Source organism: Agarivorans sp. QJM3NY_30, from assembly GCF_050870855.2.
Lineage (GTDB): Bacteria > Pseudomonadota > Gammaproteobacteria > Enterobacterales > Celerinatantimonadaceae > Agarivorans.
The window spans coordinates 898,469-919,745 of record NZ_CP194038.2 but is presented as its reverse complement, the minus strand read 5'-3'; the positions used below and the strand labels follow the sequence as shown (position 1 = coordinate 919,745).

The 21,277-nt window shown below is 44.9% G+C and carries 22 protein-coding genes and 1 tRNA gene; 11 read left to right on the top strand and 12 right to left on the bottom strand.

Going from position 1 to position 21,277, the window contains the following annotated elements; genetic code table 11:
* Positions 1 to 331 precede the first annotated feature (331 nt).
* The 4 genes from ACRRSX_RS04160 to ACRRSX_RS04145 form a co-directional block, all read right to left on the bottom strand.
* A complete protein-coding gene (locus ACRRSX_RS04160) occupies positions 332 to 1,786 on the bottom strand; it encodes a pyridoxal-phosphate dependent enzyme (protein ID WP_432454482.1) in 1,455 nt (484 codons plus the stop codon).
* A 143-nt stretch (positions 1,787 to 1,929) separates the two neighbouring features.
* The gene (locus tag ACRRSX_RS04155) at positions 1,930 to 2,397 is read right to left on the bottom strand and encodes an Lrp/AsnC family transcriptional regulator (RefSeq protein WP_432454483.1); all 468 of its coding nucleotides are present in this window, start codon (positions 2,395 to 2,397) and stop codon (positions 1,930 to 1,932) included.
* Between the two features lie 235 nt (positions 2,398 to 2,632).
* On the bottom strand, positions 2,633 to 3,460 hold the full coding sequence (locus ACRRSX_RS04150; protein ID WP_432454484.1) for a substrate-binding periplasmic protein: 828 nt from the start codon (positions 3,458 to 3,460) through the stop codon (positions 2,633 to 2,635).
* A 279-nt stretch (positions 3,461 to 3,739) separates the two neighbouring features.
* Positions 3,740 to 4,669, bottom strand: coding sequence for a DMT family transporter (locus ACRRSX_RS04145; protein ID WP_432454485.1), 930 nt, complete (start codon positions 4,667 to 4,669; stop codon positions 3,740 to 3,742).
* A gap of 119 nt (positions 4,670 to 4,788) precedes the next feature.
* Between ACRRSX_RS04145 and ACRRSX_RS04140 the strand changes: the two genes are divergently transcribed.
* On the top strand, positions 4,789 to 5,241 hold the full coding sequence (locus tag ACRRSX_RS04140) for an Lrp/AsnC family transcriptional regulator (protein WP_432454486.1): 453 nt from the start codon (positions 4,789 to 4,791) through the stop codon (positions 5,239 to 5,241).
* Positions 5,242 to 5,616: 375 nt separating this feature from the next.
* Positions 5,617 to 6,156 carry a hypothetical protein gene (locus ACRRSX_RS04135; protein ID WP_432454487.1) on the top strand — a complete coding sequence of 180 codons (540 nt, stop codon included), beginning with the start codon at positions 5,617 to 5,619 and terminating at the stop codon, positions 6,154 to 6,156.
* A gap of 69 nt (positions 6,157 to 6,225) precedes the next feature.
* On the opposite strand, the gene ACRRSX_RS04130 is transcribed toward ACRRSX_RS04135, so the two are convergent.
* A complete protein-coding gene (locus tag ACRRSX_RS04130) occupies positions 6,226 to 6,726 on the bottom strand; it encodes a DUF2938 domain-containing protein (RefSeq protein ID WP_432454488.1) in 501 nt (166 codons plus the stop codon).
* Positions 6,727 to 6,808: 82 nt separating this feature from the next.
* Here ACRRSX_RS04130 and ACRRSX_RS04125 point away from each other — a divergent pair, with 82 nt between their 5' ends.
* Together ACRRSX_RS04125 and ACRRSX_RS04120 are read left to right on the top strand one after the other, a co-directional pair.
* Positions 6,809 to 7,201 carry a helix-turn-helix domain-containing protein gene (locus tag ACRRSX_RS04125; protein WP_432454489.1) on the top strand — a complete coding sequence of 131 codons (393 nt, stop codon included), beginning with the start codon at positions 6,809 to 6,811 and terminating at the stop codon, positions 7,199 to 7,201.
* 247 nt (positions 7,202 to 7,448) lie between these two features.
* On the top strand, positions 7,449 to 7,610 hold the full coding sequence (locus tag ACRRSX_RS04120; RefSeq protein ID WP_432454490.1) for a hypothetical protein: 162 nt from the start codon (positions 7,449 to 7,451) through the stop codon (positions 7,608 to 7,610).
* 47 nt (positions 7,611 to 7,657) lie between these two features.
* Here the strand turns inward: ACRRSX_RS04120 and ACRRSX_RS04115 are convergent, their stop codons facing one another.
* The gene (locus tag ACRRSX_RS04115) at positions 7,658 to 7,792 is read right to left on the bottom strand and encodes a hypothetical protein (protein ID WP_432454491.1); all 135 of its coding nucleotides are present in this window, start codon (positions 7,790 to 7,792) and stop codon (positions 7,658 to 7,660) included.
* Positions 7,793 to 8,027: 235 nt separating this feature from the next.
* Between ACRRSX_RS04115 and metN the strand changes: the two genes are divergently transcribed.
* From metN to ACRRSX_RS04100, 3 genes are all read left to right on the top strand, one after another.
* Positions 8,028 to 9,062, top strand: coding sequence for a methionine ABC transporter ATP-binding protein MetN (gene metN / locus ACRRSX_RS04110; protein ID WP_432454492.1), 1,035 nt, complete (start codon positions 8,028 to 8,030; stop codon positions 9,060 to 9,062).
* Positions 9,052 to 9,744 (top strand): methionine ABC transporter permease, encoded by a 693-nt coding sequence (locus tag ACRRSX_RS04105; protein WP_432454493.1) that lies wholly within the window; start codon positions 9,052 to 9,054, stop codon positions 9,742 to 9,744. Before metN ends, ACRRSX_RS04105 begins: the two co-directional genes overlap by 11 nt.
* 88 nt (positions 9,745 to 9,832) lie before the next feature.
* A complete protein-coding gene (locus ACRRSX_RS04100; protein ID WP_432454494.1) occupies positions 9,833 to 10,642 on the top strand; it encodes a MetQ/NlpA family lipoprotein in 810 nt (269 codons plus the stop codon).
* A gap of 243 nt (positions 10,643 to 10,885) precedes the next feature.
* On the opposite strand, the gene ACRRSX_RS04095 is transcribed toward ACRRSX_RS04100, so the two are convergent.
* From ACRRSX_RS04095 to ACRRSX_RS04080, 4 genes are all read right to left on the bottom strand, one after another.
* Positions 10,886 to 11,278: an NUDIX hydrolase gene (locus ACRRSX_RS04095; protein WP_432454495.1), complete on the bottom strand. Its 393-nt coding sequence runs from the start codon at positions 11,276 to 11,278 to the stop codon at positions 10,886 to 10,888.
* Between the two features lie 440 nt (positions 11,279 to 11,718).
* Entirely contained in the window at positions 11,719 to 12,312 is a 594-nt protein-coding gene (locus ACRRSX_RS04090) for a hypothetical protein (RefSeq protein ID WP_432454496.1), read from the bottom strand.
* Positions 12,312 to 12,635: a hypothetical protein gene (locus tag ACRRSX_RS04085; RefSeq protein ID WP_432454497.1), complete on the bottom strand. Its 324-nt coding sequence runs from the start codon at positions 12,633 to 12,635 to the stop codon at positions 12,312 to 12,314. The genes ACRRSX_RS04090 and ACRRSX_RS04085 overlap by 1 nt, the downstream gene beginning before the upstream one ends.
* A gap of 390 nt (positions 12,636 to 13,025) precedes the next feature.
* Positions 13,026 to 13,112 (bottom strand) — tRNA-Leu (locus ACRRSX_RS04080).
* A gap of 204 nt (positions 13,113 to 13,316) precedes the next feature.
* Between ACRRSX_RS04080 and ACRRSX_RS04075 the strand changes: the two genes are divergently transcribed.
* A complete protein-coding gene (locus ACRRSX_RS04075; RefSeq protein WP_432454498.1) occupies positions 13,317 to 13,787 on the top strand; it encodes an RDD family protein in 471 nt (156 codons plus the stop codon).
* Positions 13,788 to 13,912: 125 nt separating this feature from the next.
* On the opposite strand, the gene lptG is transcribed toward ACRRSX_RS04075, so the two are convergent.
* Together lptG and lptF are read right to left on the bottom strand one after the other, a co-directional pair.
* A complete protein-coding gene (lptG, locus tag ACRRSX_RS04070; RefSeq protein WP_432456101.1) occupies positions 13,913 to 14,938 on the bottom strand; it encodes an LPS export ABC transporter permease LptG in 1,026 nt (341 codons plus the stop codon).
* 25 nt (positions 14,939 to 14,963) lie between these two features.
* Entirely contained in the window at positions 14,964 to 16,079 is a 1,116-nt protein-coding gene (lptF, locus tag ACRRSX_RS04065; protein ID WP_432454499.1) for an LPS export ABC transporter permease LptF, read from the bottom strand.
* 193 nt (positions 16,080 to 16,272) lie between these two features.
* Between lptF and pepA the strand changes: the two genes are divergently transcribed.
* From pepA to ACRRSX_RS04050, 3 genes are all read left to right on the top strand, one after another.
* A complete protein-coding gene (pepA, locus tag ACRRSX_RS04060) occupies positions 16,273 to 17,781 on the top strand; it encodes a leucyl aminopeptidase (protein WP_432454500.1) in 1,509 nt (502 codons plus the stop codon).
* 117 nt (positions 17,782 to 17,898) lie between these two features.
* A complete protein-coding gene (locus tag ACRRSX_RS04055; RefSeq protein WP_432454501.1) occupies positions 17,899 to 18,345 on the top strand; it encodes a DNA polymerase III subunit chi in 447 nt (148 codons plus the stop codon).
* Between the two features lie 14 nt (positions 18,346 to 18,359).
* A complete protein-coding gene (locus ACRRSX_RS04050) occupies positions 18,360 to 21,233 on the top strand; it encodes a valine--tRNA ligase (RefSeq protein WP_432454502.1) in 2,874 nt (957 codons plus the stop codon).
* Positions 21,234 to 21,277 lie beyond the last annotated feature (44 nt).

The following is a 21,277-nucleotide window of genomic DNA, read 5'->3' as shown; positions in this document are numbered from 1 at the left end:
TTTCAGCCATAATCGATGACCCGAAGCGGAACAACAGATATAAGAACGAAATATCAACTCACTCGTATCAAATGTCATAACATTCAAGCTAATTCGTAAACCTCCTGTCGACTGACAACGGTCGACAGGAGGTTTTATATCAAACCCGATATAATACCAATCTAACTAATGAACCGCGCATTTTTACTGGCCTAAATCACCGCTAACTTCGTTATAAACCTTGTAATTAGAGCCACTAGTTACAGCTATTCATGCCTCTTTATCAGCAGATTTATTCAACGCGGCTGATAATACAATGAATCAAATTGGTATAAGCAGTCGCTGAAACGGCTTAGGCGCGATTTGCTCCGGTAAGCAATACAGCGATATGACCTTGTAGCGCTTGCTCTTCGCTCATTGCAATCACGCCAGCGATAGCAACCGCACCAGAAGGCTCTAATCTCAACGAATCGGCAGTTTCGGCATCTTCCATAGCCCTCTGGATCTGCGGGTCATCAACTAAAATCACCTTGTCTACCAAACCTTGCATGTCCATCACCGCTTCCGGAATGGGGCTTCTTACGGCAAGCCCATCGGCAATCGTATTCACCGAATCACGCTCAACCGCACGAGATTGTAGCCAGCTGCAATACATTGAATCGGCACCTTTGGGAACAACACCGATAATCTGGGTACTCGGCGAGGATGCTTTTATCCAGCGCGCAACACCGTTGATCAAGGCCCCATTTCCCAGCGGAATATATACCGCATCGAAATGCTGGCCCTTGCTGAGTAACTCAACCCCAATGCTTCCAGCGCCTTCTGAAACAGCCACCTCTTTACCGTCTTCCAGAAAACAATAAGCATGCTGTTGGCTATACAGCTTGGCTTGCTCTTTGGCGCTATCAAAATCATCACCATAGTGCTGAATCTTAGCGCCTAATGCTTTGATTTTAGAAACCTTAAGCGGGTTCGCATTGCTCGGAACAAAAACCTCTAGCGGGCGTTTTCGCTGCTGACAACTCCAAGCCAGTGCAAGTCCCCAATTACCGGCACTCGCACAAACAATTGGCCGTTTATCCTCAGGACTGAATACTGTAGAGAGGTAGTGTTCAGCTCCTCGCCCCTTAAAACAAGCAATCGGATTATCGGTTTCATCTTTAAGCCAGATATTGGCCTTGCAAGCTTGGCTTAAAAAGGACGAACGGAATAACCGAGACTGGGTAAACAAGGGGTTGATATGCTGGTGTGCCCTCTGGATTTTACTTAAAGAGATCCTCGACTCCGCCACTGGTGGGCAAACCCTCGATTTCTGCGCTGACGGTAACACGTTATCTCCCTTCGCGTGGTCAATCATCAACACGCCATCGAGATGTTCATACTCATGTTGCAATAGCTCCGAATAATCGGCCGGAAGCTCATTCCAATCACGAAACTCACCGTGAATATTTTGGTATTTGAGGCTAATGCTTTGATGCCGTTGGATTTTAACGATCAGTTCTGGGGTACTTAAACAGTCATCCCAAACCGACTGCATAGCGTCACTGCGCCAAGTGATTTCCGGGTTAATCAAGGTGATTGGCGCAGCCCCCAAGTTAACCACAATAATCCTTAAAGACAGCCCCGTTTGTGGCGCAGCTAAAGCTCGACCAAATCCGAGCCTATGGCGAACATCATTTAAGGTGGCATGTAAGTTGTTGACACAAGAGCGCAGATTATCGTCAAAATCGGTCACAATTTGCGCTTTTTTTCGAAGGCTTCCCGATACATCACTATCAGGTGTCAGCACTTCCATAATCTCAGACATGATTGTATTTCCTTCACTAAAATGAGTCTTAATATGCTAAGAGAAAGAGGTAATCAATAGCGCCATTGTTTATAAAAAAGCTGCACAAATCCGGCTTAAAATCAGCAAAACACGCATATTTTCGTCATCTGAAACACCAACAACTACTCCAACAGTTGCTCGATAAAAGCTGAAGCGTCCTGTTTCGATTGGCGAATAATTAACGAAGAAGTAAAACTTCGAACATTGTCATCATCCATCAACATGTTTTGAGTAAATGAATCAAACTCAGCCACACTCTTCACTGCAATCAGCAAACAAAAATCACTTTGCCCGGTAACGTAATAACATTGCAGTACGCAAGGATGAATTCGCATCTTATTTTCGAAGCGACCAATATCGGTATTTCGCTCATCGATCAGATCCACATGAATAATAAACTGCATTTGAATTCCGAATTTCTCGGCATTCAACTCCGCGATTTCTTTATCAATCATGCCGCTACTTCGTAATTGCTTAATCCGACGTTGAACGGCAGAAGCCGACAAACCCACCATGGAACCGATATACTCAGCGCTCTTTTTAGTGTCTTTGCGATAAATTGACAGGATCTTTAAATCTAAACTATCCATTTCCACATGCTTATCTCACTTTGTTTGAACAGTAGTTTCCCTGAATCAATGAGATTTGCAAAGAACTGGATCGTTACAATATTTCGGCACACTCGAGAGACCTCAAAAAATGAGATCTGTAGCATCGTGCCACGATAAGCGAATCAGACGGTATTTTGTGAGTGATGCAAACAGATGAGAAAAAGCGATGGAGGCTGTTCAACAGAGCCTTACATTGAATAGAGCAAAGGATACCCTAATAATTCGACCCAGAAACACCATAGGACTGAACCAACGCCTTATAGTCTGCGGACTGGCGTATATTACCAATGGCATTCCAAATACACTCCGTCAACGCGGTATGCTCAAAATAAAAATTCTTCGAAAACATCAAATAACCGAGCTTGGATTTGAGCGCTGGCTGTAATATTTTAATCTGACGAGCGAGTAACGGTGCAAAGGCAATCACCGATTGAACATTGCCGCCAATCGCAACAACGCCGTCGACCCGCTTAGCAACCAGCATATCCAGCATCTGCTGCTCATCATTAAACTCCAGCGGTTTTAAGCCCAAACGTTTTACAATATCGATACCAGCAGAGCCTCGTTCAACCGCGATACGGGTCCTCGGACCACTGATCTTTTCTCCATCCCACTTTAAGTCACTTTGTTTAAGCGTAAACAATTGATAAAAGTAGCCTCTGACCGCCCGCTCTGGATCCGGTAGTCCGTCTTTCATCGGATAAGCACCATAGACCGCCCGTTCGCTTTTATAGCTGGAAGAATAAGCGGCGTCTGCACCACCATACTCCACCAACAACAGCGCCCTTTTCCATGGAACTAACAAAAACTTGATTTCAACACCACAGCGCTCACCAGCCTGCAGCAACAACTCAGCACGATAACCGGGTCGGTCCGCTAAACGTTGCTTATCTATATGATCAAAAATTGGCCCAGAGGAGCCGCCTGCGGAGGCTGTCGTGGCAATAACAATGCTGCGAGTCTCTTGTGCTGCACTTGCAAACGACATAATTAACATGGCATAAGCCGCCAAGTTGATGAGAATGCCCCGAAGTCCTTTCATTGATTGCTCCTTTACTGCTGAGTAATGGGAAGGCTTAAGCGCTCAGTGCTTTTTGTAAAACTCAGTATCAGCAGCGTACAACTTAGAAATACAGCATGTTGCAGATTATACATCTCAAAAGATATCTTGTAAGGGTCATCCTTTTATGAATTTTATCAATTAAATATTTAAACCTGGCATGCGGTATTCAAACAGTCTTCTCTGCAAACCTTGCTTGACTCTCGATTTTACTAGTGGCTTTAACCTACATGACCTTTTCAAACCAATTATCGCTTATATTTAATTCGATTTCCTCGTCAAATTGACCAAGCCAAAGCCCTGATATTTGATCATTCCAAGAGAAAACAGCATACCTAGAAAGATACCTGCAGAACCAATGAACTCAGCGCTAGTCAGCGACTCACCAAGCACTATAACGCCTAATACCAAGGCAATTGGAGGCACTAGTGCCGCAAATATAGCGCCTTTGGCAGCGCCCAAAATACTAATACTTTTGGCGTAGCAATAGAGCGCAACAATCGCCACCAATACGCCTTGATACAAGCCATGATTAACCAACATGTCCACCGGAAGTTGAGTCAGTGCCCCCGGATTGAAGAGTAAAGATATTGGTAAACAAACAACAGCCGAAACCACAGAAACCATCGCGGTAGCGACCCAAGAGTTTAACTGCCAAAATTTACAGAGTAATGTGAAAGAAGCCCAAAGAACGCCACAGCCTACAAACATAAGATCACCCAATAAAATGTCGGCATTCAATTCCTCAAAACTACTTTTGCCGATAAAGACAATGCCGGAAATGATCAGCACAATCCCTAACCATCGGCTGGGCGTCAATTTATCCGCAAAACAAAACATGCTCCCAAGGGTAGAAAATACCAACATGGTACTCGGTGCAATAGTTCCAAAGTGAGCACTCGATGACAAATTAATCCCCGAAGTTGCAAGAATCACGTAGGGTGCCCCAGCACCAACGGCTAAAATAGCACCTTTACTAAAAATCACGCTTAGTTTGATCGCATGGAACAGCAGTACCGGCAACAAGATAAAACCGGCAATACTGAAACGAAGGGTCGCTATATCTAAAGGAGACAAACTTTGCAGCGCAGCGACTTTTGACACCACCGGCCAACTGCCCCAAATCATCGAGGCAATTAAACCGAGACCCACCCCAACCATGGTTCGCTTATCCATCATTAACATCATCATTTTCCCCCATTATTCGTGTCTATCCAGTTTATGCCTACCCGCCTTTCAAATCGCAGCCTATAATACTGACACACGCATAAATTCGGCTGATTTTTACTTAATATGGAGAAAAACTGCATATGGATGACTTCGATCGACAACTTTTAGCGAAACTACAATTAAACAACAAAAAAACCTCTGAAGATCTTGGAAATGAAATAGGACTGTCAGCAACTGCGGTTCAAAGAAGGATCAAGAAACTGAGGGAATCGGGAACCATCGAAAAAGAAGTCGCCATATTAAATAGCCGCGCGCTAGGCAACTTCATAACTATTATTGTTGAAGTTTCCTTGGCAAAAGGTGGCACCACCGTGATTGACAACTTCAAGAAAAAAGCCAAGGCGCACTCCGAAGTACAACAGTGTTACTACATGGCGGGCGAAAAAGATTTTATACTGATGATTACCGCGTCCAGTATGCAAAGATATGAAGAAATCACCCGAGAGTTATTTCTGGATGACCAAACCATACTCAAATTCAGCTCAAATGTAGTGATGGAAAATGTAAAACAGAGCCTAGCCTATCCTTTTTAAAGCGAATCGATTTGCAAGCTCAAGAGCAAACTTAAAGTCACTCCCAGCCCTAAGCTCGGCACAATGACTTAGTCATATCACCTCAATCACGGCTTTAATAGCTGATTGAATAACAATCTCGGTTTGAAGTTGATGACTCGAGTGTCCACAAGCCATAAACTGCTAAACTCCAGTTGCGGTCTTCATCGCGATCATGTTGCAAACATTCAAAGAGGTTCGTTTGACGATTACGCTTCCCTATCAGATTCATAAAAATGACGTTTTTGACTTAAAAAATCCGCCCAAAAAACTCTCAGAGAGATTTATACCGCAGGACCAAACGGAGCTCGGTATTGGCGTGTCACCCCCTATGATACTCAAGATATAGGCGAGGATATGCGCCTCAATTGCCTGCCAGTGCACTTGGCGATTGTCGATCAAGTGAAACAAAGAATCGCTCACTGTAAACAAACACGAGTTGTGATTGGCCTGCTCGAACCAGCAGATAAAGACGCCAAAACGCTCAACACACTAAGCAAGCGAATACGTAAGGCCTTGTCAAATAACGATAACGTGAAGAACCTTTATCACACATGGATTGAACTGGACTTTGGGAATAACACCTTCGATGTTTTCGATATTACTGGGCCCTATTGGAAACACATCCCTAATGCGGATCAAGGCTGCTACTTTGATCGGCAAACTGCCAGTCAATTTGATCTAAAATATACGCCGATATTCAAATCACAAACTAAGGTGCTGGCGTTTCACGAACGAATCACTTATTTGCAATCAAGTAATGATGTGGCAGGAAAAAGCCATGCACAGCGTTATCTGAAGCAGTTTTATAGCCATCAACCGCGGGTTGAAACTCCCCCGAGTTATATCGATAGACTCAAAGAATTTTTCCGCTCTTTTATGGAAAGGATGACTTAAGCAAAACCGACTGGCTTGCTTCATCAAACTATCGGCGTGTCGCGACTCAGCTCAAACCTGAGCGCGACTTTAAGCCCCCCTGAGTATCCAGGGTAACGTTAAGGCACTGCAAAATAGGCCAATGCCATAGGCACTGTGAGTGACGATACTTAACCCCCTCGCCAACCGAGGCGCCGCTGTTTTACTTGCCGCAAACCCAAAACCAAGACAAGGTTGGATGATACAAAAAGGAAATACCAAGGTCACAATCCCGGTGATCAACGCAGGCAGCAGTGTTGGACTTGCCAGCCATACCTCTTCGAATAAAAACACATGAGCCATCGCAAAAACAATCCCAATTGCATAATGTAAGGCCCAACCGAGAAGTCTTTCGCCCTTGACCGGCGGTGTAGACACAATCGTTCGATGCAGTAGCTGCCCCCTTGCTATGAAACATACCCATCGCGCAAGCAGCGCATAATCCAGCGCTGGGATCCCGAGTATTCTTTTTTGGAACAACGACCAACCATCCATGACCAGCGTCGCTCCAATACCAATCCAAACGGCTTGTAAACAAAGATTTGTAAGCATTAAATATTCCCCTTGTCGCTCTTAATTTGATAGATTCACAAACAGGGTACAACTTGAAGTCGACTTTAAGTCAATAGGAGATATGATGGATATTGCAGAGGTGGCTCGTCGCTCTGGTTTAAAACCTTCAACCTTAAGATATTATGAAAAAATCGGGCTGATCCACTCCCCCAGTCGAAAAGGGCTACGCCGACAATATTTTCCAAGTGTATTGAATAAATTAAATATTATTTCTTTGGGCCGCATGGCTGGGCTATCGCTCATTGAAATTTCAATGATGTTCGATACAAACGATGAATTGTCTATCGATAGAACATTGTTAATCCAAAAAACGACTGAGATTGATGCGCAAATTAAACAGCTACAAGCAATACGCAATAGCCTTTTCCATGTTGCAACTTGCCCACAAACTTCGCATTTAGAATGCCCGTCATTTCAGAAAATGATGAGCGCAGTGAAGCGTGATCTATCTTAGATTTATCGGGCCAAGCGCGGTGTTAGCTGACCGGAACTCGGGGAAATAGGCTTTGTCAGCAACGACTAGATTGCCTGTGATGGCAAACCAGCCAGCTAAAATAAGCTATTTATATCTATTGTTGCGCCATGAGGCCATACTGAAATGGTTACGCATTCCGTTTACAGAGCTCAATGCATCGCAATTCTCCTAAGCTTGGATCCAAACTAACTGCAGGTTTAAGTGCTTCCCCAAATAGGAAATGCTCATGAGTAAAGGACAAGACAGTAAAAAAGGCTCCAAGAAGAAACCGCTGTTAAGCGCCAAAGAAAAGAAAGCAGTCAAAGCAGTCAAAGCAGTCAAAGCAGTCAAAGCAGTCAAAGCAGTCAAAGCAGCCAAAAAATCGCCAAAGAAAGGTCTAGGACTTTAGATTCAAATTGTGACGAGTCATCGATTATTTCGATGACTTTTTGCGTTTCACAAATAACACAAAATAACCAAGTTGAATAAACGACGGCGGCCAATCCCCCCTTGTTGCAAGTAGCCAGCCTTACCGCTTGATGGCGGTACAATCATCCCAAGTTGCCAGCGCGGCAAATAAAAAGCCGCCACAACGCGCCCCCCACTGCAAACAACAACAGAATTTCATAGCGCTTGGTTTAACCACAAAGCGCTCTTATAGCAGCAGGCTATAACTCAGAACAAATTAGATTTGTTAAAATACCCAATTAGACTTCTGGACGGCTAATTAATCATTGACTTCAAGGGCACTTATCCATAGCATCCTTCTACCATTCAGTCACACCTTAGCATGTAATTCTAAGCTCTCTTGTATAGGCCTATGTAAATGATTGAAATCAGCGATGTTAATAAGGTTTTCTATCAAGGAGAGAAAGAGATTGTTGCGCTTAATGCCATCAACCTTTCTATTCCTCAAGGAACCATTTTTGGCGTGATTGGCTCATCCGGTGCAGGTAAAAGTACCTTGATCCGTTGTGTCAATATGCTGGAAGCGCCAACTTCGGGACAAATCATTGTTGATGGGGTCGATCTCACCACTCTTTCACACCCACAACTTTGCCAAGCTAGACGCAATATAGGGATGATTTTTCAGCACTTCAACTTGCTATCTTCACGTACGGTATTCAACAATATCGCGCTGCCCTTAGAGCTAGCAAACACAGATAAAACGCAGATTGATCGTAAAGTAACAGAGCTCTTGGACTTAGTCGGCCTCACCGATAAACGAGACACCTATCCAGCCAATCTTAGTGGCGGTCAGAAGCAACGAGTCGCGATTGCGCGAGCCCTAGCCTCTGATCCGAAAGTACTGTTATGTGATGAAGCCACCAGTGCCCTTGATCCCGCAACCACCCAGTCGATTCTGGAGTTATTACGAGAGATAAACTTGCAACTTGGCATTACCATTTTACTGATCACTCATGAAATGGATGTAGTGAAGAGTATTTGTCATCAAGTCGCGATCATCGGTGGTGGTGAACTGGTAGAGAAGGGAACCGTTGGTGAAATTTTTGCGCATCCCAAAACCCAACTGGCTCATGACTTTATACGCTCAACTTTAGACCTCTCTATCCCCGAAGATTACCGAGTACGGCTAAACACAAAAAGAGTCGTGGGAAGTCACCCCTTAGTGCGCTTAGAGTTTACGGGAGCAACGGTTGACGCACCTCTGATCAGTCAAATTGCTCGCCAATTTAATATCGATGTTAGTATTTTAAGTTCCGATCTTGATTACGCCGGAGGGGTAAAATTTGGCATGATGGTCGCCGAACTACTTGGCAATGAAGCAGACGATAGCGCAGCGATTGAGTTTCTGAAACAACATAAAGTCAAAGTGGAGGTACTTGGTTATGTCCAGTAACGGTTTTTCATTTCAACAAATCGTGGAGTGGCTAAACTTCAATGGTCAGTTACTACTCGGCGCTACGGGCGAAACCCTCTACATGGTGTCGGTCGCGGGCATTGTTGGCTTTGCACTTGGTATTCCCTTAGGTGTTATTTTACATATCACTAAAAAAGGTGGATTAGCTGCAAACAACAAACTAAACCGAATATTAGGTGCAATCGTGAATATCGGTCGTTCGGTACCGTTTTTAGTGCTCATGGTCGCAATTATTCCACTCACCAAGCTGTTAGTAGGTACCTTTATTGGCACCACCGCCGCGATTGTGCCGCTAACGATTGGTGCAATCCCATTTGTTGCACGTTTAATCGAAGGCGCACTGCTAGAGGTTCCTTCTGGTTTAGTTGAAGCAGCGCAGTCGATGGGCGCAACGCCAAGGCAAATCATCACCAAAGTTTTACTGCCCGAAGCGCTCCCCACCATTATCAATGCCGTCACCATCACACTAGTAACCTTAGTCAGTTATTCTGCGATGGCAGGCACTGTTGGTGGAGGAGGCTTGGGAGATGTGGCTATTCGCTATGGTTTTCACCGTTATGATGTGGTGATTATGGCCGTGACTGTAGTGATGCTCATCATCTTAGTCCAGATTATTCAGTCGATTGGCGACTTGATTGTAAGACGGGTCGACCACAGATAGTGATTTTCAACGAAAAAATTTGCAAATAACGGTTTTAAAAACGACCACCAGATCGACAAAAATAGATATTAATTACAGGAAACACAGCATGAAATTTAGTCTTAAAAGTATTCTCGCAGTTAGCCTGGCGGCATCTGCTTTAGTTTTAGCGGGTTGTGGCGAGAAAGAGACCGACCTAAGCAAGATTAAAGTTGGAGTAATTGCCGGAGCAGAAGCTCAAGTAGCAGAAGTAGCAGCCAAGGTAGCCAAAGAAAAATACGGCCTAGACGTAGAGTTAGTGACCTTTACCGACTACGTCACACCAAATGCAGCATTAGATGATGGCTCTGTTGATATCAACGCCTTCCAACATAAACCATATCTGGATCAACAGATCCTCGATCGCGGCTATAAATTGGCTATCGCAGGTAACTCTTTTGTTTACCCAATCGCCGGCTACTCAAAGCAAATTAAAACTATCGCAGAACTGCCAGACGGCGCACGTATCGCGGTTCCAAATGATCCAACCAACCTTGGTCGCTCATTAATTCTTCTTGAGCAGCAAGGCCTACTCACCTTACGTGACGGCGTTGGTCTACAAGGCACCGTTCGCGATATCGTTGCTAATCCTAAAAACATTAGCATTGTTGAATTAGACGCCGCCCAATTGCCTCGTTCACTTGATGACGTTGCCCTTTCGATTATCAACACCACTTACGCTAGTAGCATCGACTTGTCACCCGAGAAAGATGGTATTTTTGTAGAGAGTAAAAAATCGCCTTACGTCAACTTAATCGTGGCTCGCGAAGACAACGTTAACGCAGCAAATGTGCAAAACTTTGTAAAAGCCTACCAAACCGATGAAGTATACCAAGCGGCTTCCACAATCTTTAAAGGCGGAGTGGTAAAAGGCTGGTAATCAAGCCACAGCCGCTAGAAAATGAGTGAGCAAAATTAAACATCGCGTTTACTTTTACGAATAAAGAGCCCGCATCACGCTCACTGAACATAGAAGATAAGCCTTTTTATTGCTGATTAATCAGCCAACAACAATGCCCGTCGAGCGATAGCAAAACGGGCATTTTAAGACTCTTTCATCAATCCCAGAAAACCAATCTTGCAGTCAACGTTTGTGGCCATAGATCCATCTCAAATTTAAGATCTAAGCATTGGTTTTTTTTAGAACACGATGAAGTGCTTTCTGCGCCGCTGGTGCGCAGCAACTCATTTCAGAAAGTCCCAACCATTCAGCCTTTTCAATTTCTGCGTTAGCAAATATATCCCCCGTGAAATTTGCGGTGTAACAATGCATTGTCAGCTGAGTATTGGCTAAAGCATATGCCGTATCAGTGATCGAGAATTGGTGCTGAATTGAATCGAGAGCTAATTCAATACTCAGTTCTTCGCGAATTTCACGCTGTAAGCCAACTTCATTGGTTTCTCCAATCTCCAGCTTGCCACCTGGGATAAAAAATTTATCTTTACCTTTAGACTTCACACAGAGTAAGCGCTCTCCTTTTCTATAGAGCCACCCGACACTCACTAACTGTTCCATTTTTACCCCTCATGGATATAAAGCATGTAATGAATAGATCATTATTTTTGACGAGAGACTAAAAATCAACTGGCTTAACTCGGTCGCCATCCATACACTCTTTAACCAAGAGAATATATTCGTGAAAAATAGTAAAGTATCAGCAGGCAGCCATTTCGGTTTTTAGGTGCTTGGGCTAACAGTGAAAACCGCGGGTAAACACCACCGTTTTCAAGCCAATTCGATTAAGCATTATAAGGTGTTGTCTAACCAAATGATTGATTTAAGGGCTTATCGAGATAAGCGGTTAAAGTTAAAAAAATAGCATCGACAGCAAGCATTAAAAACCTTGCAAAAATGAGCCACTAGCCCCCTTGAAACAAGGCTCGAAAGTCATAAATATATTCGCGGAGAGCCCTCAGACTCTACGGCCTTTTATTTTAGACAAGCGACCAACATGCCTAGAAGTCTATCGGGCACACCCGCTCACCAGAGCGGTACTCTTTGGCTAAACGCACCGCATTAGTAAAAAACTGTAAGGTATAAGCAGGGGGTAATTTAGTTGTACCGTTTTCCTGAGCCAAGCGCTCTGCCTCAAGCAACTCAACATCCCCTTTCAATACACAAGAGTAATAGAACCTTTGTTTAAGCACAGGGCCAATCGAAGGGCCAAATTCATGAATTCGCTTTAAAAAAGCTCCCATTACCTCCGGCTTACTTTGTTCTTTGTACCACTCTTGAGCCATCACTAAGGTTTGCGGTAAATGCTCTTCAAGTACTTCACCATTATCCGGTTTGTACCTTAACACATCCCAGAACAAATGATTTAATTCATTATCTTCTCTAATCTCCCTTACCAGCTCAGCAAACCAAGAGGGTGCCATATACACCTGTGGCTCGATATATTGCAGAGGTGGAGATTTTAACAAGCGAGGCATGATTTTTAAAAAACCATAGTCTCCATCCTCTTCCAAAATAAACTCCCAAGCCCCCCCTCCCATATTCCTGCCGTCATAACGCTGCTTATAAAAAGCTAAAAATTCTCGTTTTTTCATTACTCTCCCACCTCATTTAAGCCCGCTACCCTTTCTATTTTTACTGGTAATCCATCAGGGTACTTTATCCCAATTTTTTCTCCCGCCTTTAAATTCAATTTATCAGCTAATTGACCTGAAGCAATTGCATCTGGGGGTATACGATACATTGGCTCGCCCTTACTATCTATTCCCTCTGGCTCAAATCCAACTTGTTGTTGAGTAGATAAATCAGCCCCACCAGTTTTAACTTCAATAATTAGTACAGTTTTATCAATGTTACTTATTGAACAGATATCTGGTTTACAGTAGCCGCCTTTTCCATCTGCATGATAAATGACCATCGGTACCCAACGGTTTCTTCGTCGGTATCAAAAGGTGACTTCGCTAACGCGAACTATTTACCTGGTGCTGGAGGCAGTCGATTTATGTACTTAAGCACGAAACCAACTTGGTTCTATATGATAACGACAACGCCCGATGACCTTTCGATTGTAGATAAAAGCAGTGAGTACTATAAAAGTGGCGCTAAAACCTACTTAACACGAGAAGAATGGATGACAAATTACCCTACAATCGTACCCGAGTAGAATGCCGCCGAATAATGACTTCGCAAATGATTTGTCTACAGAGCATAGGATGAGACGGTATAGGAGTTGAATGTTGGGGGGGAGACTACACGACGGTGATTTTGAAACACAAAAAAGCCGTCACTAGGACGGCTTTTTCTAATTTGGTACCAGAGGCCGGACTTGAACCGGCACGTTATTTCTAACGGGGGATTTTGAATCCCCTATGTCTACCAATTTCATCACTCTGGCATTTTTCCCCGCCTTAGCGAGTGATTGGCATTATAAGCTGCGTTTTTAGATTGGCAAGTGCTTTTTAAGAATAAGCCGTCTAAGTGTTTAAGATTTGGTCGCGCGAGCATTTTATAAGCTTATGTTGGCAAAATTCGGCAATAGTTTGGTGGTGGTGAACTGAGTTTTGCTAGAATGAAGGCCTCACTTTTTTGGAAACATCCTATGACACAAGCAGCTTCTCTCTCAGCCCTTCCAAGCGCAGGCTTTTTCCGCCGCTTAGGTGCTTATATTTATGATGCAGTGATGGCAACAGCCATTGCGATGGTCGTAACCATGTTGAGCTTGGCCATGGTTGCCGTCAGTAGTAGTTTAGGCTTACTCACGCTCCCCGAGGGAGTGGAGCCCTCGAGTTACTTGGTGACACAAATTTGGTTTCAGGGGCTAATTTGGGGCAGCATCATCTTGTTCTATATTTGGTTTTGGCACAACCAAGGCCAAACAATCGGAATGCGAGCCTGGCGTTTGCGAGTTCAAAATAAAGATGGATCGAATATTTCCTATACCCAAGCGCTGATCCGCTTATTCACTTCAGCCCTTGGGCTAGGTAACGTAATGGTATTACTCACCAAAGACAAAACTGCTTTTCAAGATATATGGGGAAAGTGCCAAGTGGTCACCCTACCTAAAAAGTAACCCTATCTAAATCACCAGATGATAAAAATAGCCGCGCAGAAAACGCGAACAGTAGGCTGCAATCATGGCAGGAGCCCACGCGATTAATAAGCTCATCGCGAGGGCTGTTGTGATTAACTCACCACTTATGCGCGGCGATTGATCAAATACAAGGCAATCCCAAGTACCAATGCACTTGGAATGGCTGCGCTCACATAAGGGGGCACACCATAAACTAAGCTCATCGAACCTAAGACTTGATCAAGAATGTAATAGCTAAATCCCGCCACAACACCCATCATTATTTTTGCGCCCATACTGGAGCTACGCAACGGACCAAATACAAAAGACAGAGCTAATAACATCATGATGCCAGTGAGTATAGGCATCATCAATTTACGTGCTAAGGCTAACTGGTAGCGAGCGGGATCTTGATGGTTTTGTTGCAAATAACTAATGTAAGAGTACATTCCCGAGATCGACAAATCATGGGGTTTAATCGTCACTACACTCAATTTTTCTGGCGTGAGGCTGCTATTCCATCGATAACGGTCGAAGTGTTGTCGAGTCACTCCATCATCACTAAAATCGGTCACCACAGCCTGATCGATCAACCAATAATCTTTATCATAAATAGCACGTTCACCCTCTACCTGTTGGTAAAGATCGGCATTCTGATTAAAGCGATAAATCGTAATATTGAATATATCTTTACTTTCTTGAACTTCGCCAATACTCACAAAGCTATCGCCATCTTTAGCCCATATCCCACGTTGTACCGCGACCAATGAGCCACCAGACATCTTGCTAGAACGTAACTGTTTAGCCGCCAAATCTGAGGAAGGGGCAACATATTCTCCTAAAAGCATCATCGCGATCATCATCGGCACAGCCGTTTTAAGCACCGCCGAAGCAATATTAAAACGAGATAAGCCAGCACTTTGCATCACCACCAATTCACTGGTACTGGCCAAAGATCCTAAGCCGATCAGGGCTCCTAATAAGGCAGCCATAGGGAAAAATATTTCTAACTCGCGAGGCACACTCAGCAACACATACCATAGGGCATCCACCACTTGGTAATCCCCTTGACCAACGCTGCCCAGTTGCTCAACAAATTTTACGATCATACTCAAGCTTTGTAGGGTCACCAAGACCAACAAACTAGACATTAAAATCGTTCGGCCAATGTACCAATCAAGTATTCGAAACACAGGCCTTTCCTTTAAATTTTCCACGCACTTTCAAGTAATACTCACTACGAATAAACAAATAACTCAGGGCAATACTAAACATCAGCGCATGTACCGACCACAAACCGATGTGGGGTGGCAAAGTCCCTTCCTCAACAGCACTGCGAGCGGCACTCAATAACAAGTAGTAACTAAGGTACAACAAGATAGCTGGCAATAACTTTGCGTAACGCCCCTGCCTTGGGTTCACGGCAGCTAAGGGCACCACCATAAAAGTAAGGATCGGAATAGTTAACGGTAAAGAAATTCGCCATTGTAATTCAGCAATTTGTGCTAACTCGGTCGCTCCCCATAATTCCATGGTGGGTTGTGACCACAAACGCCGTTGTGATTGAGTACTCTCTTGCTCGCGTAAATAAACTTTATAACGCTCAAAATGTAAAATACTAAAATCTAAATCTTTAGGCGCTTGTTCATAGCGTTTGCCGTTGCTGAGTACCATCCATTGTGAACCGTCACTGCGGCGCTCTATGCCTCCTTCTTCAGCCATAACCACTGATGGGCGGGTCTCAGAACCGGCGGCAGGCGTATGCGCCACAAATACTTTCTCAAGATGTTCGCCTTTATTTTCTATTTGTTCAACGAAGGTCACCACCCCGCCGCCTAGCGATTCGAAACGGCCTTGTACCAACACCGACATACCAGCCTCGGCGTCCATTTGGTCAAACAAGCGTTGTTCCAAATAGTTAGTGTAGGGACTAACATACAAAGTATTCGCAGCAGCGACGACGGTAAACAGCAAACCCAAGACCAAGGTATCACGCAATAACTGAGCGGTGCTGTAACCACAAGCTTGTAATACCACCATCTCGCTATCGGCGTATAAGCGCCCATGAGCCACTAACACACCGATAAACATACTAATCGGTAAGATAAGAATTAAAAAAGAAGGGACATTTAATAGCATCACCTTGGCGATGATCTCACCCGCAACATTGCCTTCGGCAGCCTGAGCTAAGATCCGAACAAACTTTTGCGAGGTGAAAATTAGCATCAAAACAGCAAGCACTGCGAGTTGTGTTTTGGCCGTTTCTTTAAATAAGTAGCGGAATATTAGCACTCAGTCATTCACTTCAAACTTGGAACTTTGCTGGTAATAGCAAAAATTTCAGATAAACTTTCTATTTTGTACAGTTTCACATAGCTAAATGTGACTGTATCACTCATATTTATTTAAACAGTCGCTAGGATCAACTGATCCATTCGAGCAGATAAACTATCTTAACCCAGTTTTGCTAATTGTAGGAGCATTCATGGAATTTAGCGTAAAAAGTGGCAGTCCTGAAAAGCAACGTAGTGCGTGTATAGTCGTCGGTGTTTACGAACCACGTCGCTTATCACCAGTTGCCGAACAACTAGATAAAATTAGTGACGGCTATATCAGTGCCCTATTACGCCGCGGTGATCTAGAAGGGAAAGCAGGACAAGTATTGCTGCTACATCATGTACCCAACGTATTGAGCGAACGCGTGCTCTTGGTGGGCTGTGGCAAAGAACGTGAATTAAACGAGCGTCAATACCGTCAAATCATCACCAAAACGATCAACACCTTAAACGATACCGGTTCTATGGAAGCGGTCTGTTTCTTACCTGAGTTACACGTCAAATCACGTAATACTTATTGGAAAGTACGCCAAGCAGTAGAAACCACTCAAGAAAGTTTATACAGCTTCGACATGCTCAAAAGCAATCGTGAGGAAACGCGTCGTCCACTGCGCAAAATTGTCTTCAATGTGCCAACACGTCGTGAACTGGCTATCGGAGAAAGCGCTGTGCAACATGGTTTGGCTGTCGCGCATGGTGTGAAACATGCCAAAGATTTAGCCAATCTGCCTCCCAATATCTGTAATCCGAGCTATTTAGCAGACCAAGCACAACAACTTGCGAATGATTATGACAATATTAAGGTGAGCGTGGTTGCAGAAGCGCAAATGGCCGAGCTAGAAATGAACTCTTACTTAGCGGTTGGTCGTGGCTCCGATAATGAATCGATGATGAGCATCATCGAATATTGCGCTCCTGGTTGTGAAGAGCAAAAACCGCTGGTATTAATTGGCAAGGGTTTAACCTTTGACTCCGGTGGTATTTCCTTAAAACCTGGCGCAGGCATGGATGAGATGAAATATGACATGGGCGGCGCAGCTGGTGTTTATGGCGCTATGAAAGCCCTAGCCGAGTTACAATTGCCGCTCAAGGTGACCGGTATTTTAGCTGGATGTGAAAACATGCCCGGAGGCAACGCTTATCGACCCGGCGATGTGATTACGACCATGTCAGGACAAACCGTTGAGGTTCTCAATACCGATGCTGAAGGTCGTATGGTTCTATGTGATGTACTTACCTACGTAGAACGTTATGATCCAGAGTTAGTGATTGATGTCGCTACCCTTACCGGTGCCTGTGTCGTCGCTTTAGGCCATCATACTTCTGGCTTAATGACGCCACATAATCCATTGGCTCATGATTTACTCAACAGTGCCGAACAAAGTGGTGATAAAGCTTGGCGGCTACCACTCGGTGAAGAGTACCAAGAACAACTGGCGAGCAACTTTGCCGATATGGCGAACATTGGTGGTAAAACTGCAGGTTCAATTACCGCGGCCTGTTTCTTATCGCGTTTTGCCAAGAAATACAGCTGGGCTCATCTCGATATCGCAGGTACCGCTTGGAAATCAGGTGGAGAAAAAGGCGCAACTGGCAGACCAGTTCCGCTACTGACTCAATTTTTACTCAGTAAATCTGGTCAGGAAATCGAAGAATAAGCAACATTCTAAATCAACCAACAGGGAGCCTTGCTCCCTGTTTTGGTTTAAATAAGCACCACGAATATAGCCCGACAGGGCTTGGCTCGCGTATTTGGAACAAGTAGTCTCTAGCGTATGAATGCGAAATTTTATATCATGCCCGATTCGGTCATCAGTGACAGCGAGGCCCTCGATAAAATAGTGTGTCAAATCGTCGCACAATACTATCGAAATGGTGAGCGGAGCGTCGTCTATTGTGCGTCAAAACAACACGCCGAGCGACTTGATGAGCTGCTATGGCAGTTTGAACCAGAACAGTTTGTACCGCACAATCTCAATGGTGAAGGCCCCCAAGGGGGAGCGCCTGTCGAAATAACCTGGCAGGTACCAAGGCAACGCCGTCAATGTTTGGTGAATCTCACCAGCACTGCGGTCGATTTTGCCAGAAATTTTCAACATCTTATCGATTTTGTACCCGCGGATGAAATCGGTAAAGCAGCGGCTAGAGAACGTTATCGAGTGTATCGCCAACAGGGTCTACAACTAGACACCGTGGCCTACACAAACCCAGAAATTAAATAGAGTCAAGACATCCAATGGAAAAGACCTACAACCCCAGCGCTATTGAACAGTCGCTATATCAAGAATGGGAACAACAGGGCTATTTTAAGCCCCATGGCAACACCGCTAAAGAATCGTTTAGCATCATGATCCCGCCGCCAAACGTCACTGGCAGCTTGCATATGGGGCATGCGTTTCAAGATAGCATTATGGATACTCTGGTCCGCTATCAGCGTATGCAGGGTAAAAATACCCTGTGGCAAGTAGGGACCGACCATGCCGGTATCGCTACCCAAATGGTGGTCGAGCGTAAAATCGCCGCCGAAGAAGATAAAACCAAGCACGATTACGGTCGTAAAGCATTTATTGACAAGATCTGGGATTGGAAGGCCGAATCCGGTGGCACTATTACCAAACAATTGCGTCGTCTCGGCGCCTCGGTTGATTGGGAACGTGAGCGCTTCACCATGGATCAAGGGATGTCTAAAGCGGTTGAAGAAGCCTTCGTCCGTCTTTATGAAGATGACCTAATTTATCGTGGTAAACGTTTGGTGAACTGGGATCCAAAACTACACACGGCAATTTCTGATCTAGAAGTAGAAAACAAAGAACAAAAAGGCCACATGTGGCACCTGCGCTATCCGCTGGCCGATGGTGAAACCACCAGTGAAGGCTTTAACTACTTAGTCGTTGCCACCACCCGTCCAGAAACCATGTTGGGTGATACCGGTGTTGCCGTAAATCCCGAAGACCCGCGTTATAACAGCCTGATTGGTAAATTTATTGAACTGCCATTGGTGGGTCGTCGAATTCCGATTGTTGGCGATGAACACGCCGACATGGAAAAAGGCACCGGTTGTGTGAAAATCACCCCTGCCCACGACTTCAATGACTGCGAAGTAGGTAAACGCCACCAATTGCCGATGATCAACATTCTCACCCTGAATGCAGAGATCCGTGATGAAGCAGAAGTATTTAGTAGCAAAGGTGAGCCATCAGACGCTTACGCTACCGACATTCCAGCCGAATACCAAGGCCTCGAGCGCTTTGCCGCCCGCAAAGCGATTGTGGCTAAGTTTGATGAACTCGGCTTGCTCGAAGAAGTAGCAGAACACAATAACACCGTTCCTTACGGTGACCGCGGTGGAGTGGTCATTGAACCGATGCTTACCGACCAATGGTATGTACGTGCAGCGCCCTTAGCCAAGGTCGCAACCCAAGCCGTGGAAGACGGTGAAATTGAGTTTGTACCTAAACAATATGAAAATATGTACTTCTCGTGGATGCGCGACATTCAAGATTGGTGTATTTCTCGCCAACTTTGGTGGGGGCACCGCATCCCTGCATGGTACGACGAAACAGGCAAAGTTTACGTGGGTCGTAACGAAGCCGAGGTACGCAGCAAACACGGTTTAGCCGACGATATCAGTCTGCGCCAAGACGATGACGTTCTGGATACCTGGTTCTCATCTGGACTGTGGACTTTCGCCACCCAAGGTTGGCCGGAAAAAACGCCCGATCTGGCTACCTTCCACCCCAGCAACGTATTGGTCACCGGTTTCGACATCATTTTCTTCTGGGTTGCCCGTATGATTATGATGACCATGTACTTCATCAAAGATGAAAACAACAAGCCACAAGTCCCCTTTAAGACGGTGTATGTGACCGGGCTGATCCGCGACGAAAACGGCGACAAAATGTCTAAATCGAAGGGGAACGTACTCGATCCCTTAGACATGATCGACGGCATTGATCTTGAAAGTTTGGTCAGTAAGCGTTGTGGCAATATGATGCAACCGCAGCTGGCGAAGAAAATTGAAAAAGATACTCGTAAAACCTTTGAAAGTGGCATCGAAGCCCACGGTACCGATGCGCTGCGCTTTACTCTTGCCGCTATGGCCACTACTGGCCGCGACATTAACTGGGATATGAACCGCCTCGAAGGTTATCGTAACTTCTGTAATAAGCTGTGGAACGCCAGTCGCTACGTATTAATGAATACCGAACAGCAAGATTGCGGGCTGTCTTCACAAGAGCGCGGCGGCGACATGGAATTTTCACTGGCCGATCGCTGGATCGAAGGTCAGTATCAGCAAACAATTAAGGCCTACCGCGAAGCGCTCGACAGCTATCGCTTCGATATTGCCGCACAAACGATCTATGAATTCACTTGGAATCAATTCTGTGGCTGGTATTTAGAACTCACGAAGCCGATTTTGTTCAAAGGCAGTGAAGCACAGCAACGTGGCACCCGCTATACCTTGCTAAATGTACTAGAAAGCTTACTCCGTTTGATGCATCCAATTACCCCTTACATCACCGAAACAATTTGGCGCCAAGTCGCTCCGTTAGCTGGCAAGGGCAAGGCGGATGACAGCATTATGTTACAAGCTTTCCCTGAGTTTGATGCAAGTCGTATGGATGAAGCCGCCATCGCCGATCTTGAATGGCTCAAACAATTTATTTTGGCAATTCGTAATATTCGCGGTGAAATGGACATTAGTCCCAACAAACCACTCAATGTCTTATTGAAAAATGCCTCCAGTGAAGACCAACGCCGCCTAAAGGATAACGCACCGTTCTTAGCTTCTTTAGCCAAATTGGAGAGTACAAGTTTGTTAGCCGAAGGCGAAGCGTCCCCTGCTTCTGCTACCGCCTTACTTGGTGACATGGAACTACTGATCCCCATGGCTGGTCTCATCGATAAAGAAGCCGAGCTAACGCGGATTGGCAAACAACTTGAAAAGCTCGACAAGGACTTAGCAAAAGTTGCGGGTAAACTGTCTAACCAAAAGTTTGTGGCAAACGCACCTGAGCAAGTGATTGCGAAAGAGCGTGCTAAGTTAGCCGAAATGGACAAAGCAAAAGCAAAACTAGTCGCGCAACAAACGACTATCGCTGCGTTATAAATCACGTCTAGTTAAGGGTCCTCCGCCGGGGGACCTTTTTATTT

Bases quoted from the DNA above. Each gene is read 5' to 3' on its own strand.
- ACRRSX_RS04160 (WP_432454482.1), bottom strand. From the start codon at position 1,786: ATGTCTGAGATTATGGAAGTGCTGACACCTGATAGTGATGTATCGGGA.
- ACRRSX_RS04155 (WP_432454483.1), bottom strand. From the start codon at position 2,397: ATGGATAGTTTAGATTTAAAGATCCTGTCAATTTATCGCAAAGACACT.
- ACRRSX_RS04150 (WP_432454484.1), bottom strand. From the start codon at position 3,460: ATGAAAGGACTTCGGGGCATTCTCATCAACTTGGCGGCTTATGCCATG.
- ACRRSX_RS04145 (WP_432454485.1), bottom strand. From the start codon at position 4,669: ATGATGATGTTAATGATGGATAAGCGAACCATGGTTGGGGTGGGTCTC.
- ACRRSX_RS04140 (WP_432454486.1), top strand. From the start codon at position 4,789: ATGGATGACTTCGATCGACAACTTTTAGCGAAACTACAATTAAACAAC.
- ACRRSX_RS04135 (WP_432454487.1), top strand. From the start codon at position 5,617: ATGCGCCTCAATTGCCTGCCAGTGCACTTGGCGATTGTCGATCAAGTG.
- ACRRSX_RS04130 (WP_432454488.1), bottom strand. From the start codon at position 6,726: ATGCTTACAAATCTTTGTTTACAAGCCGTTTGGATTGGTATTGGAGCG.
- ACRRSX_RS04125 (WP_432454489.1), top strand. From the start codon at position 6,809: ATGATGGATATTGCAGAGGTGGCTCGTCGCTCTGGTTTAAAACCTTCA.
- ACRRSX_RS04120 (WP_432454490.1), top strand. From the start codon at position 7,449: ATGAGTAAAGGACAAGACAGTAAAAAAGGCTCCAAGAAGAAACCGCTG.
- metN (WP_432454492.1), top strand. From the start codon at position 8,028: ATGATTGAAATCAGCGATGTTAATAAGGTTTTCTATCAAGGAGAGAAA.
- ACRRSX_RS04105 (WP_432454493.1), top strand. From the start codon at position 9,052: ATGTCCAGTAACGGTTTTTCATTTCAACAAATCGTGGAGTGGCTAAAC.
- ACRRSX_RS04100 (WP_432454494.1), top strand. From the start codon at position 9,833: ATGAAATTTAGTCTTAAAAGTATTCTCGCAGTTAGCCTGGCGGCATCT.
- ACRRSX_RS04095 (WP_432454495.1), bottom strand. From the start codon at position 11,278: ATGGAACAGTTAGTGAGTGTCGGGTGGCTCTATAGAAAAGGAGAGCGC.
- ACRRSX_RS04090 (WP_432454496.1), bottom strand. From the start codon at position 12,312: ATGAAAAAACGAGAATTTTTAGCTTTTTATAAGCAGCGTTATGACGGC.
- ACRRSX_RS04085 (WP_432454497.1), bottom strand. From the start codon at position 12,635: ATGGTCATTTATCATGCAGATGGAAAAGGCGGCTACTGTAAACCAGAT.
- ACRRSX_RS04075 (WP_432454498.1), top strand. From the start codon at position 13,317: ATGACACAAGCAGCTTCTCTCTCAGCCCTTCCAAGCGCAGGCTTTTTC.
- lptG (WP_432456101.1), bottom strand. From the start codon at position 14,938: ATGTCTAGTTTGTTGGTCTTGGTGACCCTACAAAGCTTGAGTATGATC.
- pepA (WP_432454500.1), top strand. From the start codon at position 16,273: ATGGAATTTAGCGTAAAAAGTGGCAGTCCTGAAAAGCAACGTAGTGCG.
- ACRRSX_RS04055 (WP_432454501.1), top strand. From the start codon at position 17,899: ATGAATGCGAAATTTTATATCATGCCCGATTCGGTCATCAGTGACAGC.
- ACRRSX_RS04050 (WP_432454502.1), top strand. From the start codon at position 18,360: ATGGAAAAGACCTACAACCCCAGCGCTATTGAACAGTCGCTATATCAA.